The sequence below is a fragment of the Ekhidna sp. genome, from assembly GCF_964218185.1.
In the GTDB taxonomy this organism is placed as follows: domain Bacteria; phylum Bacteroidota; class Bacteroidia; order Cytophagales; family Cyclobacteriaceae; genus Ekhidna.
On record NZ_CAXPLV010000010.1, the window covers coordinates 1 to 18,681 of the forward strand.

The 18,681-nt window shown below is 45.0% G+C and carries 15 protein-coding genes; 10 read left to right on the plus strand and 5 right to left on the minus strand.

Annotated elements, in window-relative coordinates:
* On the minus strand, nt 1-331 hold a 331-nt coding region (msrA, locus tag ACEQZT_RS15530; RefSeq protein WP_370090380.1), incomplete at its 3' end, for a peptide-methionine (S)-S-oxide reductase MsrA.
* A gap of 105 nt (nt 332-436) precedes the next feature.
* Here msrA and ACEQZT_RS15535 point away from each other — a divergent pair.
* Together ACEQZT_RS15535 and ACEQZT_RS15540 are read left to right on the plus strand one after the other, a co-directional pair.
* Nucleotides 437-1,657: a cation:proton antiporter gene (locus ACEQZT_RS15535; RefSeq protein WP_370090381.1), complete on the plus strand. Its 1,221-nt coding sequence runs from the start codon at nt 437-439 to the stop codon at nt 1,655-1,657.
* A 30-nt stretch (nt 1,658-1,687) separates the two neighbouring features.
* Complete coding sequence (locus tag ACEQZT_RS15540) at nt 1,688-2,146, plus strand: SRPBCC family protein (RefSeq protein ID WP_370090382.1); 459 nt, start codon at nt 1,688-1,690, stop codon at nt 2,144-2,146.
* Here ACEQZT_RS15540 and ACEQZT_RS15545 read toward each other — a convergent pair.
* The 3 genes from ACEQZT_RS15545 to ACEQZT_RS15555 are packed head-to-tail and all read right to left on the minus strand — an operon-like array spanning nt 2,143 to nt 5,050.
* Nucleotides 2,143-2,862 carry a tetratricopeptide repeat protein gene (locus ACEQZT_RS15545; RefSeq protein ID WP_370090383.1) on the minus strand — a complete coding sequence of 240 codons (720 nt, stop codon included), beginning with the start codon at nt 2,860-2,862 and terminating at the stop codon, nt 2,143-2,145. The genes ACEQZT_RS15540 and ACEQZT_RS15545 overlap by 4 nt on opposite strands.
* A 32-nt stretch (nt 2,863-2,894) precedes the next feature.
* Nucleotides 2,895-4,346 (minus strand): CCA tRNA nucleotidyltransferase, encoded by a 1,452-nt coding sequence (locus tag ACEQZT_RS15550; RefSeq protein ID WP_370090384.1) that lies wholly within the window; start codon nt 4,344-4,346, stop codon nt 2,895-2,897.
* A gap of 20 nt (nt 4,347-4,366) precedes the next feature.
* Nucleotides 4,367-5,050 carry a TetR/AcrR family transcriptional regulator gene (locus ACEQZT_RS15555; protein ID WP_370090385.1) on the minus strand — a complete coding sequence of 228 codons (684 nt, stop codon included), beginning with the start codon at nt 5,048-5,050 and terminating at the stop codon, nt 4,367-4,369.
* 52 nt (nt 5,051-5,102) lie between these two features.
* Here ACEQZT_RS15555 and ligA point away from each other — a divergent pair, with 52 nt between their 5' ends.
* The 3 genes from ligA (at nt 5,103) to dapA (ending at nt 9,543) form a co-directional block, all read left to right on the plus strand.
* A complete protein-coding gene (gene ligA / locus ACEQZT_RS15560; RefSeq protein WP_370090386.1) occupies nt 5,103-7,184 on the plus strand; it encodes an NAD-dependent DNA ligase LigA in 2,082 nt (693 codons plus the stop codon).
* On the plus strand, nt 7,177-7,656 hold the full coding sequence (locus tag ACEQZT_RS15565; protein ID WP_370090387.1) for a hypothetical protein: 480 nt from the start codon (nt 7,177-7,179) through the stop codon (nt 7,654-7,656). Before ligA ends, ACEQZT_RS15565 begins: the two co-directional genes overlap by 8 nt.
* A gap of 1,014 nt (nt 7,657-8,670) precedes the next feature.
* Nucleotides 8,671-9,543 carry a 4-hydroxy-tetrahydrodipicolinate synthase gene (gene dapA, locus ACEQZT_RS15570; RefSeq protein WP_370090389.1) on the plus strand — a complete coding sequence of 291 codons (873 nt, stop codon included), beginning with the start codon at nt 8,671-8,673 and terminating at the stop codon, nt 9,541-9,543.
* 33 nt (nt 9,544-9,576) lie between these two features.
* Here the strand turns inward: dapA and ACEQZT_RS15575 are convergent, their stop codons facing one another.
* A complete protein-coding gene (locus ACEQZT_RS15575; RefSeq protein WP_370090390.1) occupies nt 9,577-10,362 on the minus strand; it encodes an FISUMP domain-containing protein in 786 nt (261 codons plus the stop codon).
* Between the two features lie 136 nt (nt 10,363-10,498).
* Here ACEQZT_RS15575 and ACEQZT_RS15580 point away from each other — a divergent pair, with 136 nt between their 5' ends.
* The 5 genes from ACEQZT_RS15580 to ACEQZT_RS15600 all read left to right on the plus strand — a co-directional run bounded on the left by ACEQZT_RS15580 (nt 10,499) and on the right by ACEQZT_RS15600 (nt 18,674).
* Nucleotides 10,499-11,272, plus strand: coding sequence for a LuxR C-terminal-related transcriptional regulator (locus ACEQZT_RS15580; RefSeq protein ID WP_370090391.1), 774 nt, complete (start codon nt 10,499-10,501; stop codon nt 11,270-11,272).
* A 206-nt stretch (nt 11,273-11,478) separates the two neighbouring features.
* Nucleotides 11,479-12,324 carry an NEW3 domain-containing protein gene (locus tag ACEQZT_RS15585; protein WP_370090392.1) on the plus strand — a complete coding sequence of 282 codons (846 nt, stop codon included), beginning with the start codon at nt 11,479-11,481 and terminating at the stop codon, nt 12,322-12,324.
* Between the two features lie 8 nt (nt 12,325-12,332).
* Nucleotides 12,333-13,274 (plus strand): ABC transporter ATP-binding protein, encoded by a 942-nt coding sequence (locus ACEQZT_RS15590; RefSeq protein WP_370090393.1) that lies wholly within the window; start codon nt 12,333-12,335, stop codon nt 13,272-13,274.
* Nucleotides 13,275-13,291: 17 nt separating this feature from the next.
* Nucleotides 13,292-14,284, plus strand: a complete 993-nt coding sequence (locus tag ACEQZT_RS15595; RefSeq protein ID WP_370090394.1) for an ABC transporter permease — start codon at nt 13,292-13,294, stop codon at nt 14,282-14,284.
* Nucleotides 14,285-14,435: 151 nt separating this feature from the next.
* Nucleotides 14,436-18,674 carry an Eco57I restriction-modification methylase domain-containing protein gene (locus ACEQZT_RS15600; protein ID WP_370090395.1) on the plus strand — a complete coding sequence of 1,413 codons (4,239 nt, stop codon included), beginning with the start codon at nt 14,436-14,438 and terminating at the stop codon, nt 18,672-18,674.
* Nucleotides 18,675-18,681 lie beyond the last annotated feature (7 nt).

Here is an 18,681-nt window from a genome sequence, read left to right on the forward strand (position 1 = left end):
AAGCTTCTGCTAAGGCTTTCTGAGTATCGTTGTGATAGAAGATTACTGACCTATACTGTGTTCCAACATCATTTCCCTGCCGATTCAGCGTAGTAGGATCGTGTGTTTTCCAGAACACTTCTAACAATTCATCATAGGATATGATCTCCGGATCATAATCAAACTGGATGACTTCTGCATGGCCGGTAGTGCCTGTACAAACTTCCTTGTAAGTTGGGTTCTCCTTTGTTCCACCCGCATACCCTGACTTTACATTAGAAACCCCTTTTAATCGCTGAAACATTGCCTCGGTGCACCAAAAACACCCGGAACCAAAAGTCGCTTTTTCCATGATTGAAATTATTAAAGTGGCAAATCTAACTTCTTACGGAATCATTTAGTTCCTAATTCTATTGACAAGGTTTAGATTATTAATTTAGTCAACTAATCGAATAAAATGGAGTACTATATAATCATAGCCGCCTCACTCATCATCATATTTTCTTACCTCTTCAATCGTGTATCAGAAAAGTCTAACATTCCTTCTGTTTTGCTTCTGATCTTTCTTGGAATCATAGGCCGTGAGCTTATCGGGTTGTTTGGAATCGAGAAGGAGCGAATACTGGAAATATTCGGTAGGATCAGGATTCTGGAGGTATTGGGAACCCTTGGACTGATCTTGATTGTGCTTGAGGCAGCCCTTGAATTAAAGATTGCCAAGGATAAACTCAAGCTGATTTCAAAGTCTTTTGTGATAGCCCTGTCAGGATTGCTTATCTGCATGTTTGCAATAGCCACCATCTTGATCTTTTCCTACAAATCAATGGATTGGTCTACCGCCCTGATTTATGCCACTCCACTATCCATTTTAAGTAGTGCTATCGTCATCCCAAGTGTTGCAAACCTCGACGAAAAGAATGAGGAGTTTCACATCTATGAGTCCACCTTCTCTGACATCCTGGGGATTATGATTTTCTATTTCCTGGTGGAACTAGGCAAATCCAGTAGCAGTGTGATGGTATTGGGAGATTTCACCTTTGGCCTGGTGGTGACGATTGTGACATCAGTGATCCTCTCCTATTTGCTCATCTATGTGTTTCAAAACCTGGAAACCAAGGTTAAGCTGTTCCTAATGATTGCTGTGCTGTTCTTGCTCTTCAGCATTGGTAAACTCATGCACCTCTCTTCCCTCCTGATCATCCTGGTGTTTGGATTGATCCTTAATAACTATAAGCTCTTTTTTGTGGGAAGGCTTAGGAAGTATCTCCGACCAATGGCTATTGAAAACATCCGGGAGACTTTCTTGATGATAACCATTGAGTCAGCCTTTGTGGTTAGGACTTTTTTCTTTGTGATTTTCGGCTTTTCTATTGCTCTCACTACTCTTTTAGATGTTAAGGTAGCCATCATAAGTGCAGCTATTCTGGTTATAATCTATGCTTCCAGGATTGTCTCATTCCTTCCTTATAAACATGATAATTTCAAACGGGCAATCACTATCGCTCCAAGGGGGTTGATTACGCTTCTTTTGTTTTATTCTATACCCGAGGAATTCATTTTTGAAGGCTTCAAATCCGGCATTCTCCTGTTCGTAATCATTGTAACGAGTCTGGTAATGACGTCCGGTTTGATAAAGAAGGATAAAAAAAATGACCAAGAAATTTCCGAAGTTGAATAACTTAGCTGTCACAGCCTATTATTTCTGCTAATGAACAAACTAAACGCACTTGCCAAAAAGGGACAGATCAATGAGAACGCCGGAATCCGCGACTCACATTCTACCGTCATCAATGCCAACATTGATAAGGTGTGGAAAATTTTAGCGGACATGGAAAAATGGCCGACCTGGAATCCCGATGTTAAAAAAGTAACACTTGAAGGAGAAGTAGCAGAAGGCACCTTCTTTAGTTGGGTGCAGGGCAGAACACACGGCATATCACAAATTCAGCAGGTCAATAAGCCCTTTTCACTTACATGGACAAGTAAAGCCAAAATGGTAAAGCGGATTTATGTGTGGTCCCTGGAGTCTGACGAGAACCAGACGATTGCCACAATCAGCGCCTCATTTCAAGGCGCCTTTGTAGTGTTGGTAGAAAATCACCAGAAAGTTTACAATGAGTTACTTAACTGGCTGGAGCTCTTGAAGAAACAAGCAGAAGAGGGTTAATTACCCCCTTCCGTCTTTGGTTTTGTCATTTCTCGAAGCTGCTGCTGCACTATCTGATATCCAGGATGCATTTCTAAAACTTCAAGGTATTTTGCTTTAGCCCTCTCGATATCTCCCTGCTCTTCCATAATCATCGCTTTCACTCTGTGCGCTGCTACTTTCAATTTCACTTCCTGTCCTTTGCCATCGGTCGTAGGGAATCGGATGGTTCGCTCATCTGCCTGAGGATCCCCAATGATGATGTCCAGGGAAGCATTCGATTCAGCAAATCGCTTCAATTCAAACTGCAAAAAGGCCACTTTATAAAGTGTGTTTATATCACTATTTGCCAGGTATAACTTTTCATAGTTGTTTAGGGCACGGTCCTTCACTCCCAGGTTATCAAAACCTGAAGCTGCTATTTCCATAGCAAACTGATTTTGCGGATTTAACTTCAAAGACTGCTGAGCTACGATAGCTGCAGAGGCATTCTGGTTATACTGAAGATACAGAAGTGCCAAAGAATCATAAAGCGCCACATTACCAGGATTTTCAGCCAACAAGCTGTAAAGTGCCGTTCTGGCAACCACAGGATCATTAAACATTTTGGCTGAATTGTAGATGAAGGACTGCTTTCTGAGCTCCCAAGGAATAGAGTCACCGGGAGCCACTTCCTGACTCTGTCCATTCACAAATCCAACAGTAACAACACCAAGTAAAAAGAGTATTTTTTTCATATTGTAGTTAATCTAACAGCGTGCAAACATAGTTATTTGTCTTTGGAGGTCGAAATGAATTTTTCGTTGGCTTTGAGTCCATGCTTTTGTCCCAATTTCAACATCAAATTGAACGCCTCCTTTTCATCATTCTTGATGCGTCCGTCCAGGATCGCATCTTTGATTTCATTCTTTATATCGCCAATCACCCGTGAAGGTTTTATATCAAACACCTCGATGATTTGCTCCCCTGATATGGGTGGATGGAAATTCATGACATGATCGCGCTCCTCTACCTCCTTTATCTTCTTCTCTACTTTTTTGAAATTGCCATGATACTTCTTTACCCGCTCCGGGTTTTTGGACGTCACATCAGCCTTACAAAGTGTCATCAAGTCCTGCACATCCTCGCCCGCTTCGAAGAGCATTCTCCTCACCGCAGAGTCCGTCACCCGGTCATTAACTAAAGCAATCGGTCTAAGATGAAGCTTTACAAGCTTCTGCACATACTTCATTCGTTCATCCAACGGTAGCTTCATCCGTTTAAATATACGTGGCACCCACTTCGCACCCAGATCCTCATGACCATGAAATGTCCACCCCACTTTTTCATTGAACCGCTGAGTTGCAGGCTTAGCAATATCATGCAGGATGGCAGCCCACCTCAACCATAGGCTGTCCGTCATTTCACAGATATTGTCAAGCACCTGGAGTGTATGATAGAAATTGTCCTTATGTCCCATCCCATTGATCTTCTCCACTCCATGAAGGTCTACCATTTCGGGGAAGATCAGTTTGAGCAAGCCTGAGTGGAAAAGCAGTTGAAACCCATAAGACGGCTTGTCTGCCAGGATGATCTTATTAAGCTCATCGGTGATCCGCTCCTGTGAGATAATGGAGATGCGATCCACATGATCCACAATGCCTTGAAAGGTATCCGGCTCAATGTCAAAATGTAGCTGGGTGGCAAAACGAATAGCTCTAAGCATACGTAGCGGATCGTCTGAGAAGGTGATGCCCGGCTCAAGCGGCGTGCGCATGATCATATTGCGCAAGTCCTCCTTGCCATCAAAAGGATCGAGCAACTCACCATAGCTATCCTTGTTCAGACTAATCGCCATCGCATTGATAGTAAAATCTCTTCGGTTTTGATCATCCTCCAGCGTGCCATCTTCTACGATCGGGTTTCGGGAGTCTTCTCGATAGGATTCTTTTCTAGCCCCAACAAACTCATATTCAAAGCCCTGATGGTGAATAGCTGCCGTGCCAAAGTTTTTAAACACGGAAAGGTTTGCATCCTCGCCCAGCTCTTTCGATACTTTTTTTGCTAAATCAACCCCACTACCGACACACACAAAATCTATGTCTTTCGAACCACGCTGCAGGATCAGATCCCGCACGTATCCGCCCACTACATACACAGGTACTCCAAGCTCATTGCCTGCTGCTGACACAAGAGAAAAGATGGGGTTTGTCTGGAGATGTTCGTTGAAATTGTCGGGCATTGAGCAAAGATAGGATTCAATCAGCCATATACTTTTGTCAAGTGAGGGAGTTTATCAAAATGCTCATCAAATTGTGCGGTACCCTCTCGAGAAAGTAACCCTCTGAAGAAACTTCGAAGCTGCTTGCACAGAAACACATGAAATTCCTTTTCCATCTTCGCAGAGTGATCAGCAGTCTTGCCAAATAAAAATGAAATCAGGGTCTCTTTATACATCAGCAGCGAAACAACAGGATCAACACGATCGTCAATCATCTTTTCATCATATCCTTGTTTTAGTAACAAAGAAAAACGGTCAAATACAGCCGAATTCACATGATCATAGACAATCTTTGAAAGCTTCCCATTATCATTAAACACATCGTGTAAAACCTTCAAGCTTAGATGCCTTACATGCTCATGCATCATTTCCAGATAGTCAATCAGTTTTAACACAAAGCTGCGATCTGAATAGATAATCTGTTCAGACAAAGTGACGAAAGAAGCAAGCTTCATTTTACCTACTTCCACAAACAGGTCCTCTTTGTGCCGGAATTGGAAATAGATCGTCTTCTTACTCATCTTCAGCGAACTGGCTATGTCCTTAATGGTAGTACCATGGTAGCCTTTCGTTGAAAAGTGAGCATAAGCAGAGGCTAATATGCGTTCACGATTGTCTAACAACTTTTGGGTATTTGGCGCCAAAAATAGCAGGACTCCATTCATACACAAGAAAAATTATTTAGGAATCTCCCCGAATGAAATAGATTTGTTTTCGATGAACAAAGAGGAAGCCAAAAAGCGAATCGAAACACTGACCGAAGAGTTAAATCACCACAATTACCTCTACTATCAGCAGAGCCAGCCCGAAATTTCAGACTTTGAGTTTGATACAAAACTAAAGGAGCTGGAAAAGCTGGAGCAGGAGTTTCCTGAGTTCAAGCTTTCCTACTCGCCCACCTCTCGCGTGGGTGGTGAAATCACCAAGGATTTTGAAACCGTCCCTCATAAGTATCCCATGCTTTCCTTAGGCAATACCTACTCCAAAGAGGAGCTTATTGATTTTGACGGAAGGGTGAAAAAAGGTCTTGGAACGGACGATTATGAGTACATATGTGAGCTGAAGTTTGATGGGGTAGCTATTAGCTTACGATATGAAAATGGCGTACTGGAAAGAGGCATTACGCGTGGGGATGGTACCAAAGGTGACGATATCACCACCAATGTAAAAACCATTCGATCCATTCCACTAAAAGTGCAGGGTAATGACTTTCCATCATCCTTTGAGGTACGTGGTGAGGTGTTTATGCCCAAGGAATACTTCATAGAGCTCAATGAGCAGGTAAAAAAAGAAAACGAAACCAGGGAGGCCGAAGGCAAAACCCTACTCACTCAATACGCAAATGCCCGGAACACAACCTCCGGCACCCTGAAGATGCAGGACTCAGCAACGGTGGCTGCCCGAAAGCTGGATTGCTACCTCTACTCCTACCTGGATGATGACAACACCTTCGATACGCATGAAGAATCTATTCGCTTTTTAGAGAAAGTGGGGTTTCAGGTGTCGCAGACCTATCGAAAGTGTGTCACAATAGACGAGGTGTTTGAGTACATCAATCACTGGGATCAGGAGCGCCATAAGCTGACCGTAGAAACGGATGGAATCGTGATCAAGGTTAACAGCATTGCTCACCAGTCTGAGCTTGGGTTTACTGCTAAGAATCCTCGCTGGGCCATTTCTTATAAGTTCAAAGCTGAGTCTGCTGTCACCACACTCAACGACATCACTTATCAGGTAGGACGTACAGGTGCCATCACCCCGGTGGCAGAGCTGGAGCCGGTTCTACTTGCTGGCACCACAGTGAAGCGAGCCTCGCTACACAACGCCAACGAAATTGAGCGGCTGGATGTACGCATTGGGGATAGTGTGAATGTAGAAAAGGGCGGTGAGATCATCCCTAAGATCACGAGTGTGAACAAGGGCAACCGACCGGACAGTGCCACCCCGGTGGCCTACATCAGCGAATGTCCGGAGTGTGGCACTCCATTGATCCGAAAAGAAGGTGAAGCCTCTCACTACTGCCCCAACAAAGACACCTGCCCGCCGCAGGTTCTGGGACGGATCGAGCACTTTATTAGTCGTAATGCGATGAACATCGAGTCGCTGGGCCCACGAACCATCGCAGGTTTCCTGCAGAGAGGCCTGATAAAAGACCTGGCAGGATTGTATGCGCTGAAGTTTGAAGACATCAACGACCTGCAGTTTGAAGAGCATGACGAAGAGACGGGTGAAGTAACCAAGCGCTCGATCAAGGAAAAGTCGGCAAGGAACATCATTGCCTCCATTGAAAAGTCGAAAGAGATTCCCTTTGAGCGGGTGCTATTTGGATTGGGGATTCGTTATGTGGGCAAGACCGTCGCTGAAAAACTAGCTCAACATTTTGTCACTATTGATCGTCTAATGAGTGCAAGCTTCGAAGAAATCGTAAACGTGCATGAAATCGGTGATCGTATCGCCGAGAGTGTCGTTAGCTATTTCCAGGATGAAGAAAGCAAGCGGATGATTGAAGAGCTGAAAGCTTCGGGGCTTTCTATGGAGGTGGAAGAAAAAGAAGGATCAGGAGACACCTTTAAAGGACTCACATTTGTGGTCTCCGGGGTGTTTGAGACATTTGGAAGGGATGAACTGAAGAACCTGATCAAGCAGCAGGGCGGCAAAGTGGCAAGCAGCATTTCATCCAAAACCAACTACCTGGTGGCCGGGGAAAACATGGGGCCGGCAAAGAAAGAGAAAGCTGATTCGTTGGGAATTACTATTTTGGACGAATCATCATTTAGAGAACTTTTACAAAATGATTAAAAACCTATTCCTTAACCACAAAGGCAAGCCAACCATTGCCGGCAAGGAACACTGCACCTATTCAGAGGCTTCCAACATCGGGATACTCTATAATGCCGATGAGTTTAACGCCGAGGCGGTAGGTAAGCTGGAAGAGCTGCTCCGAAACGACGGCAAGGAAGTAGCCAAGATCGGTTATGCAGACAAGCCCTCTGAGAATGTACTGGTTTTCCATAGGAAAGACATCTCCAACACTGGCACCATCAAAAAGGATAACCTCTCCTTCTTCATCAATCAGTCGTTTGACTTTCTCCTATCACTGGACACCTCCGGCAACATCAACTATAAGTATGTGCTGGCCCTCAGTAAAGCCACCTGTAAGGTGGGCTTTGAGACGGAGCAGTACTATGACCTCCTTCAGCTCTCCCTCAAAATGGATGATACCAAGCCTAAAGCTGTCGCTAATATGGCGAGGTACTTGAAGATGATATAAACTCGTTTCCGGATTTATTCCGGGACCTTCCAACAAGCTTATCGTAAATGAAAATCCCAGCACATGGCCGGGAATCGAAGCTATCTACCCTTTGTCACCCTGAGTGCGAGGAACGAGCGTATCGAAGGGTAGACAATTGCACTTCCTCAGTTTGTCACCTGAGTTTATCGAAGGGTAGACAATTGCACTCCTTAGTTTGTCACCCTGAATTCAAGCCTGCCCTGAGTGAAAGCGAAGGAAAGGGTAGACAATAGCAGAAGTTTTTTATTAAACTCATCAACGTGTCATCCTGAACGCAGTGAAGGATCTGGGTACAGCGATGGGCTTTGGATAACCTCAGGATGACACACACATTCATAAGAAAAGAATAAAAATGGTAGAAACATCCCCCTCCTTCCCACACCCCTCTACACCCCCCTTCAAAGGGGGAATTGGCTTCACCCTCCCAATCGCCGGCACGGCGAAACCCACTAAAACCACGGGGTTGGCCGTGAGAGATGGCCGGGATTTGGTTTTAGTTTGACCTTTTTGCTTCGTTTTTGGGTCAAGCCAAAAATGAAGGGCCTCCCCGGCCGGAGGGGAAACATCAAAAAAGTGTTATCCTCCCGGCCTTTGAGGTTTAGAAAAACCCTCCCTCATCCCAGATCCTTCGAGTCCCTCAGGATGACACGCGCTAGAGACTACAAATGCACCACCAATCGCCGGCACGGCGAAACCCGGCAAAATCACGTGTTGGGTTAGTGGGTCAGCTGGATTGATTTTGTCGTGATTTTTTTGAATACTTTTTCATCTGGGAAAAAGTATTGAGCCCCGCGGCGATGAGCGGTTACAAATTTACCAGGAAAATGAAGGGCCCCTCCGGCCTGAGTGTTTAGAAAAACCCTCCCTTAAACCTAGATCCTTCGAGAACCTCAGGATGACACGCACTTACTTAAAAGGATGACACGCCCTTACATAAAAAGAGCATTTACAAACACATGAACTATCTCCTCCCATCCTTACATTTGCAAACCAATGAAAGCAGAACTAAAAGGTACCGGCGTGGCGCTAGCCACCCCCATGAACGCAGACTATACCGTAGACTACCCGTCACTCAAAAAGCTACTCGACCACATCATAGCTGGCAATGCCGACTATATCGTTGTGCAGGGCACGACAGGCGAGTCCCCTGTGTTTTCCTGGAAGGAAAAGCTGGAGATCCTGCAGTTTGTACTCGACCACCTGAAAGGAAGCAAGCCCGTAGTATTTGGACTGGGAGGTAACAACACCTTTGACCTGATTGAGAAGGCAAAGGATCTGAAGGATTACCCACTGGCCGCTATCCTCTCTGCGAGCCCGTATTACAACAAGCCGTCACAAGAGGGCATAGTGAGGCACTACCAGATGCTGGGTGACGCCTTCCCCCACCCGATCATTCTGTATAATGTACCCTCACGGACAGCTTCTAATATGGAAGCAGCCACCACACTGGAGCTGGCAAAGCATAAGAACATCCTTGGAATCAAAGAAGCCTCCGGCGACCTGGATCAGTGCCAAGAGATTGCTGATAATAGACCGGACGACTTCATGCTCATCTCCGGTGATGATGGCCTGGCGTATGACATCATAAAGATGGGTGGCGAAGGAGTGATTTCGGTAATTGGCAACCTGATGCCTGCAGCATATACCACGATGGTGAACACCGCCCTCAAAGGCGACTATGCTGCTGCTGATAAGCTCAATGACGATCTGTGTGTTGTATACGACATGCTCTCCGAAGAAGGCAACCCCAGCTCACTTAAAGCAGGACTGGAAGCCCGTGGCATCTGCTCACGAACGGTAAAGCCACCCCTCTACGATGCATCTGATGCAATGGTAGAGAAGTGGAAGAGGTATTTTAAAGGGTAAATTGTTCTTTGCGATCTCACTCAATTCCCTAACTTATCTAATGCATCGCACCTTCAATCCAGTACCCAATGCAGAGTTTCTTGAAGTAGGACTGGGAATACTTAATGGAGTAACAGAAACTATGTCCGCATACTCACCACTTGACCTCAAAGAAGAAGACCACCAGCTTACATACGCGGCTCTATGTTCATTACAGTCTATGAGCTTATCATAATAAACCGTTCCATCTAGCAAAATTCTAGGTCCAGGCACGGCTGCAAAGCCATAATCATCTGTGCCATTTCCTACCTCAACAGTGGCTCCTGGTTCTGAACATTCAAAATTAAGCACCTCATTTGGCCACCCGCTTTCGCTCATCAATGCTTGAGCGCCAGGATGAAATTCAAAACTAACTCCGGGAGTAACGGGGTGTTGTTCCAAAATATAGGCACCCAGTGTTTCCCATTCCTCTCTGGATGGAATCCTCCAACCCATTGGTGCCAGCCCACGGCTATCGTCTACCGCATGCCAGTTGTAGTATACACCTTTGCTGGCATTGGCATCATTAAAGTTCTGATAGCACCAGGCCGGAATTCCAGCCGAGCCTGCACTTTGCCATTCTAAGGCATTGGTAGCTTTGAGGATCACGTCTCCATTCCTAAAGACCGTATCAGTCAGGTCACGGTTTGCCCATGTCTGCTGACCAATAATTACATCCTCCAGCGGCAGGACCTCATCTCCGGTAATCTCATCAACATCATCAGCAGATGGCTCATCTGACTCGGAACATTTTACAAAAAGTAAAGACAATAGTAGTAATGCGAATAATTTGTATTTCATACGGGCAAGTATAGAATTCACACACTCGCCATCAAATACCCATTTAGGAGTATATTTGAACATCCCCTAACTGTTATTTTTATCAAAATCTTGATTTAAGTAGATCAATACGCAGACTTTTTAATTGTGACGTTCGATGAAGGAGAAAGAGCAGGTTCTGTCTTTTTGGAAGCAGTTTAGCGATGAGGGCAATGATCCCGTAACAACACCTGATTTATCTGTTTTAGACCAAATAGCAGGATACTTTTCACCCGGAAGTTATTATTACTATTTAATGAACTTTCCAAAGTTCAAAATGGAAATGGTCAGCCATGATTATAACAGACTCACGGGGCTCTCCAGTGAAACATTTTCTGTGGCTCAGTGGCTCGAACCTATCCACCCAGACGATATACCTCATGTCCAAAGTTGTGAAAAGGTGGCTGGCGAGTTTTTGTTTGACTTTTTATCTCCAAGCGATATAACCTCCTACAAGGTCAGCTATACCTACCGAATGAAAACAGCTAGTGGTGGATATAGAAATGTATTGCATCAGGCCGTGGCGCTAAACCTTACTCCCAGCCAGTCTATCGGTCATGTGCTGGGGATAGAAGCAGATATCGAACATATCGCTTCGGTACCTAAAAACACCATATCCTTTATTCACCTAGCAGGTGGAAAAAGTTTTCTAAACATCAGCACGAGTAATCCAAACTTCATAGCAGATAAGGAGACCTATCCAAACATTACTAAGCAGGAAGCCAATATCCTGAAGCTGGTGTCCTTTGGGTTATCCAATGAGGAAATAGCCGATCGGCTCTTTATCTCTGCACACACGGTAAAAACACACCGGGCAAACATCCTGAAAAAAGAAGGCAAGCCTAACATGACAGCCATTATTAGTGACTACATCAGAAGAGGCATTATTTAAAGGGACTATCCACACGTCCATTAAGAGGCCATAATCCTTCTAAATGTTAAGAGGTGTTAACTTTTGTTAACGCTTACAAACGGCCATTGCACACATTTATTTTAAGTATTTAAAATTGCGCCACGATTAGCACGATAATCGGCCGCAAGCATTTAGATAGCGGATAAAAATGTCATTGAATAAATAGCTTTTTTAATTCGTATACTATGTTAGTGTTGAAACCTAATTTGAAGAAACGCAATAGCGTTAAACGCTTATCACTTGTTGTACTAAGCTGCGCCCTCCTATGGCCGGCAATTGGTTGGTCGCAAAATCCACCCGCTCAGTTTAATGCAAACCTTTTCAATATTGAGAAGGCTGCCAATGAGACGTTCAGGTACAATGCCACATTGAAAAACAACAGATCTGAAGAACAGAGGTATGACTTGAAAGCAGAAGTGCCTGCAGGCTGGCGGACGTCCTTTAAAACACGAGGTAGCAACGTCACCTCCATCCTCCTTGAAGGGGATAAAACAGAGAACATAAGCATTGAGCTTATACCGGTATATAATTGCCAACCCGGAACTTATGAGATTCCAGTCTCAGCTGCATCTGAGTCGGATACCTTGAGTTTCATTTTAGAGGCGGTGGTCAAAGGATCGTATGAGGTGCAACTGACCACTCCCACCGGGCGCCTAAGTGGTGATGTAGTGGAAGGAGAAACCATGCAAATCACGCTGAAAGTAAAAAACTCCGGTTCTTTACCACTGAATAAACTTAACCTCACATCCCGGGCTCCCTCCAAATGGCAGGGTACCTTTTCACCAGAGTCGATAGAATCATTAGAGCCAGGTGAATCTGTAGATGTATCGGTTTCCCTGAAGGTCCCTGAGAAAACATTACCAGGAGACTACATCAGCACCTTTAAAGTAAATAATGCAGAAACCAATGGCAGTGCCGACTTTCGGGTCACTGTTAAAACCTCGGTTTTGGCTGGGTGGGTTGGCCTTCTGGTAATCGTTGTGGCTATTGGCATTGTCTTTTTCCTCATTCGCAAGTTTGGACGGAGATAAAAGTTGCTATGGACAGAGATATTATTGAATTGAGGGGCCTGACCAAAAGCTATGGCTCACTTAAGGCAGTAGATCAACTAGATCTGACCATCAAAAAAGGGGAAGTATTTGGGTTGCTGGGACCAAATGGTGCAGGTAAAACCACCACCATCCTCATGATGCTGGGGCTGACAGAGCCTGACGAAGGTACGGCCCAGGTGTGCGGACATAACGCCACTCATGATCCGATTGCCGTAAAAAGGAAGGTTGGCTATATGCCAGATAGTGTGGGCTTTTACGACAACATGACGGCCTGGCAAAACCTGATGTATATCGGGGAGCTCAATGGAATCCCCCAAGCTCAGCTGGAACAGCTATGCCATGAGACTATAAAACTGGTGGGGTTGGATGAACAGGTCGTTCAAAAGAAAACCTCCGCCTTCTCCCGTGGAATGAAGCAGCGACTGGGACTGGCAGAGGTACTCATCAAACAACCGGAGGTGATCATCCTTGATGAGCCAACCCTGGGCATTGACCCGATTGGAGTCAAGGACTTCCTCAACCTGATTGTGAAGCTGAGCAGACAAAAAGGACTCACTGTGCTGTTGTCATCGCATCACCTACAACAGGTGCAGCAGGTATGCGACCGGGTAGGAATATTCGTCAAAGGTAAGATGCTGGCTCAGGGCGACATTCAATCCTTATCCAGGAATCTAAGTGGAGATGATGCTTACAAAGTAGTGGTGTCACTTCGGAAAGAAATACCACATCCATGGAAAGATGAAAAAGAAATCCTAAAGCTGGAAGCTGTTAAAAATGCGACCGTCAACAGTCACACGGTAGATATCTCTCTGAGTGAGGACATCACACCGGAAATCGCCCGGTTCTTTGTGAACAAAGGGTATGATGTTACGGGTATTCAGAAAAGGGAATATGGACTGGAGGACATCTATCAATCATATTTTAAATAATCGGCAACAGGGTATTTATGGAAAAATCAACCAACACACCGGCACTCGTTTCTGATCAGAAAGCATTTCACAACGCCTTTTGGGTGATGGTGAGAAAGGAAATAGCCGGACATATTCGCAGCTGGAGGTTCATTGTTTTACTCATTCTGATTCTCCTCACCTACTGGGGCGCCATGCTCGTCTCCATGAGCAACTTAAAGTCCATCGTGGCTGCATCTAAAGATCCGGGAGAACTGTTTTTATACCTGAAGCTGTTGACATCCACCGCTGGTAGCCTGCCTCCCTTCCACGTGTTTCTTAGCTTCCTGGGTCCACTGGTTGGTATCAGTCTTGGTTTTGATGCCATCAACTCCGAGAAGCAAAACGGCACCCTCAATCGAATCATGGCACAGCCGATCTATCGGGACAATCTCCTCCTGTCAAAATTCACCAGTGTATTAATTCTCATTGGGATACTGCTGTTCTCCCTCACCCTTCTGATGATTGGTACCGGAACGATCCTCACTGGCGTCTTCATTGAAGTGGAAGAAGTCTTGAGGATATTTGCACATACAGCCATCAGCATATGCTATATCGGATTTTGGCTGGCACTCGCCATCTTGTTCTCCATTCTGTTTCGGCAGCCTGCCACCTCTGCACTCACTGCCATTGGCATATGGTTGTTCTTTACGGTGTTTTATGAGATCATCCTAAACCTGGCCGTAAAAGCGATGATTCCCCAGTCTGGCTCGCAGACAGAGATCCTCAAGATATATGACCACATCTTCACACTGATGCGTCTGGCACCCAGCCAGCTCTACACAGATGCCACCACCACCCTGCTGGTGCCAAGCGTGCGTAGCTTAGGGCCCGTGACCATGGATCAGATGGCCGGTGCTCTGCCTACTCTTCTTCCATTTAAAGACAGCCTGATGATTGTGTGGCCACAGGTAAGTGGACTCATCGCTGCAACAGTGGTCTGCTTCGCGTTTGCCTACTATAAGTTTATGCGCAGGGAGATTAGAAGTTAAGAGTCCTTGAATTAGAAAATAGCAATCCTCCACGTTATTAACAGTCCCGGACTTGTGCCGGGGATCTGCGCGCAAGGTCCCGGAATAAATCCGGGACATTCATATTTCCCCCATTCTTTTTATATTCAAGCGTTAATTACTAACCTTCTAAATGTTCCTACGCAAACTCGCCAACGTTCTTAACCCCGCCTACAAAAAGGTGCCTGTCGACAAGGCTGAAATGGATGTGTTCATTACAAGCCTGAATAAATACCTGAAGGCTTTAGAAACAGATGAATCCGAGGAGCATTACAAAACCCCGCTGAGGGATCTGCTCAACGAGGTGTACTACAAAAATGAGTTTGCGATAAACACCAAAGGGCGGGCAGATTTCGTCATTTTCAATGGCAAGACTGATCAGACCAGTGCCGGGGTTTTGGTGGAAACCAAGAAGCCTAACAGCTCAGACATGGTGACTGAAAAGTCTTTGGACAATCGCAGCATGCATGAGCTTATGCTATACTACATGCGTGAACGGGTAGATCACGAGAATAATGAGCTAAAGCACCTCATCATCACAGACTTCTATCAATGGTATGTGTTCGATGCGGTGGATTTCTATAATCTGATCTACCAAAACACCGCATTCAGAAAGAAATACAAAGAATGGAATACCGGACAAACGGATAGCGAAAAGACCAACAGCTTTTACAAGGATATCGCCAGCCCGTTTATCAAAGAAATACAGGCAGAGCTACCCTTTACTCATTTCGACCTTCGTAATTACCTAAAAGCCAGCGAACGTAAACAGGTAAACCTGTATAAGTTTCTCTCACCTGAACATCTTCTTAAGAAACCATTTGCCAACGATAGCAACACGCTCAACCGCGCCTTTTACAATGAGCTTCTGCACCTCATCGGGCTGGAAGAAGAAGGCAAGAGCAAAAAGGTCATCAACCGGAAGGCGGAGGATAAGCGAAATGAAGGCTCTCTGGTGGAAAATGCCATCCATGCAATAGAACGTGATGTAAACCTCACGAGGGTTGAAAACCTGAACCAATACGGAGCTACAAATGAAGAGCAACGCTACCAGATCGCTTTGGAGCTTTGCATCACGTGGATCAACCGTATCCTGTTTCTAAAGTTGCTGGAAGCCCAGCTGGTCAGCTACCATGATGGAGATGCCGAATATAAATTTCTCAGCAGCGAACGTATCCCCGATTGGGATGAGCTAAACAAACTCTTCTTTGATGTGCTGGCTGTGCAAACACATCTGCGCCACTCCAGTGTGAAGGAGGCTTATACCAAAGTGCCCTACCTCAACAGCTCACTCTTTGAGCGGACGGAATTGGAAGAACAGACCATCCTAATCTCCAATCTGGACAACACCTCGCTTCCACTCCGACCGGGTAGTGTGCTGGGAAAAGAGAAAGATGCACCAAAGACATTAACATACCTGTTCCGCTTTCTGGATGCGTATGACTTCTCATCGGAAGGGAAAGAGCAGGTGATTCGTGAAAAGAAAAGCCTGATCAACGCCTCTGTGCTTGGGCTGATCTTTGAGAAGATCAATGGCTATAAAGACGGCTCGTTTTTTACACCCGGGTTCATCACCATGTACATGTGCAGGGAGACACTGAGGCGGGCAGTGGTGCAAAAGTTTAATGAAGTAAAAGGCTGGAAATGCGAAACGCTGGACGATCTCTATGACAAGATCGAAGATCGCAAAGAAGCAAACGACATCATCAATTCACTACATGTGATAGACCCGGCAGTGGGTTCGGGCCACTTCCTGGTCTCAGCGCTCAATGAGCTAATTGTGATCAAGCACGAGCTGAAAATACTGCAAGACCGGGACGGTAAGCGACTGAAAGAATACCAGATCACCATTGAGAATGATGAGCTGCACATCCAGGACGATGATGGTGACCTCTTCGAGTACACGCCCGGCAATGCCGAAAGCCAGCGTGTACAGGAAACACTCTTTCATGAAAAGCAGACCTTGATTGAAAACTGCCTGTTTGGGGTGGACATCAATCCTAATTCGGTGAAGATCTGCCGCCTGAGGCTATGGATAGAGCTGCTGAAACATGCCTATTATCGGGAAAACTCCCCTCCTTCAAAAGGAGGGGCTGGGGGTGGTTCAAGTAAAATCATGAACCTTCCTGAATTAAAATCATTTAGAAGGCAACTTCGATCCAATCTAACTCCTGCAGAGGCCACATTGTGGAAGATGCTCCAAAAAAGCCAACTGGATGGAAGAAAATTCAGGAGACAACACTCTGTTGGGAAATATATCCTTGATTTTTATTGCCCCTCTGAAAAGCTGGCCGTAGAGTTGGATGGAGATGGTCATTTGAGCCTTAGCCAGATGGAATACGATATGGAGCGTGATGCCTTTATCGAACAATTCGGTATAAAAGTCATCAGAATCGAAAACCATTGGGTATTTGATCAACCAGAGGCAGTATTGCAAGAAATAAGAAATGAATTTGGTTGGAGCGAAAGAATAGCTACCCTGCCAGCGGCACCAGGTGATGTAAGTAGTGACCACCCCGGCCTGCGGCCACCCCTCCTTAATAAGGAGGGGAACGCTCAGAATCAAAGTACTCCAAGCTCCCCTCCTTCAAAAGGAGGAGTCGGTGGTGGTCTCGAAACCCTGCCCAACATCGATATCAACATCAAAACAGGCAACTCCCTCATCAGTCGCTTTGGGCTGGACGAAGATCTGAGCGAGGTGTTCAAAAAGCAGCAGTTTAGCATACAGACCTACCGGGATGCGGTAGCGGCCTACAAGGAGACCAACGACAAGACCGCCAAGGCGGAGCTGCAGGCCTTCATCAAAAAGATCAAAGAACAGTTTCGCAGCTCGGTGCTAAACCGTGACCCGCTGGTGAAAAAGATTGCCGACACCCGTGGCAAGATCACCCTGCTGGAAAGCAATATCGACCTCTTTGGGGAGCCTATGGACACCAAAAAGAAAGATCTGGAGATAGCCAGACTAAAAAAGCTGCTGGCCAAGCACGAGCAGGAGCGCGAAGACCAGCTCAATGACACCATCTACCAAAACGCCTTTGAATGGCGGTTTGAGTTTCCCGAGGTGCTGGACGACCAGGGCGACTATGTGGGCTTTGATGTGTGTATTGGAAATCCGCCGTATATCCGGCAGGAGGAAATAAAGGATCAAAAACCGTATCTAAAAACGAACTATAAACTATTCACAGGAGCCTCTGACTTATACATTTTCTTTATTGAAAAAGGATTTCAAATCCTAAAAGAAAATGGTCAGTTCACCTTCATCATGCCTAATAAATTTATGCAGGCAGGGTACGGAGAACCTGCTAGAAAATTTCTTTTGAAGCATCAACTAGAAGAAATTGTAGATTTTGGGGACTTGCAGGTTTTTGATGAGGCTACTACATATCCATTAATTCTTCGTTCTGGAAAATCTGAACCGGTTAGAGATTTCAAATCTTTAAAGGTGCCAGACTTATCTATAAAAGACTATTTCAATGAGTGGTGTTATTCTTCGTCAAATCTTATCTCCCAAGATTTCCTTTCTGCTGAAACTTGGATTATTTCAAATCCAGAAGAGCAAGACCTACTAACCAAGGTAAAAGAAAGTAAAAAATCACTTGGAAGTATAATAAAAGGAGAAGCTAAAAGAGGGATATTAACAGGGTTGAGTGAAGCATTTGTTCACAATACAAGTCAATTAAATACGAAAAATTTAAGTAGAGAAGAACTTAAATTGACTCACCCTTTCTTATTAGGAAGAGAAGTTCAACCTTACAGTCCTGTCTCTCCGAAAAACAGTTTAATAAAAATTGAAAAGGGTCATAGTAACGTTCAAAGAGGTCAAGAAGATCCCGAAATATGGTTTTCAAAAACATTACCATCACTGTATAAGCTTTTGCAACCCTTTGCAGAGCGAGCCAAAAAAAGAACAGATAAGGGTGATTATTATTGGGAACTCAGGGCTTGTGATTATTATGATTTATTCGAGAAACCCAAAATAATGTATCAAAAGTTTCAAGTGAAACCATGCTTCATTTATGATACTGAGGGTTTGTATTGCAATGATTCGATGTGGATTATACCAACGGAAGATTTATCTCTTCTTGGAATACTGAATTCAAAAATGGGATGGTGGTTAATTTCAAAGTATTGCACAGCTATTCAAAATGGTTATCAACTAATCTGGAAATATTTCAGCCAAATACCCATCGCTACCCCATCAGACACCCAGCGCACGGAAATAGAAACCCTCGTCACCTCCATCCTGGAAGCGAAGAAAAAAGACCCCAAGGCAGATACCAGCAAGGAGGAAGCTAAGATCGATCAGCTGGTGTATGCGCTGTATGGGCTTAATGAGGAGGAGATAGAGATTATTGAAAACAGTGTGAAATGATGGATAT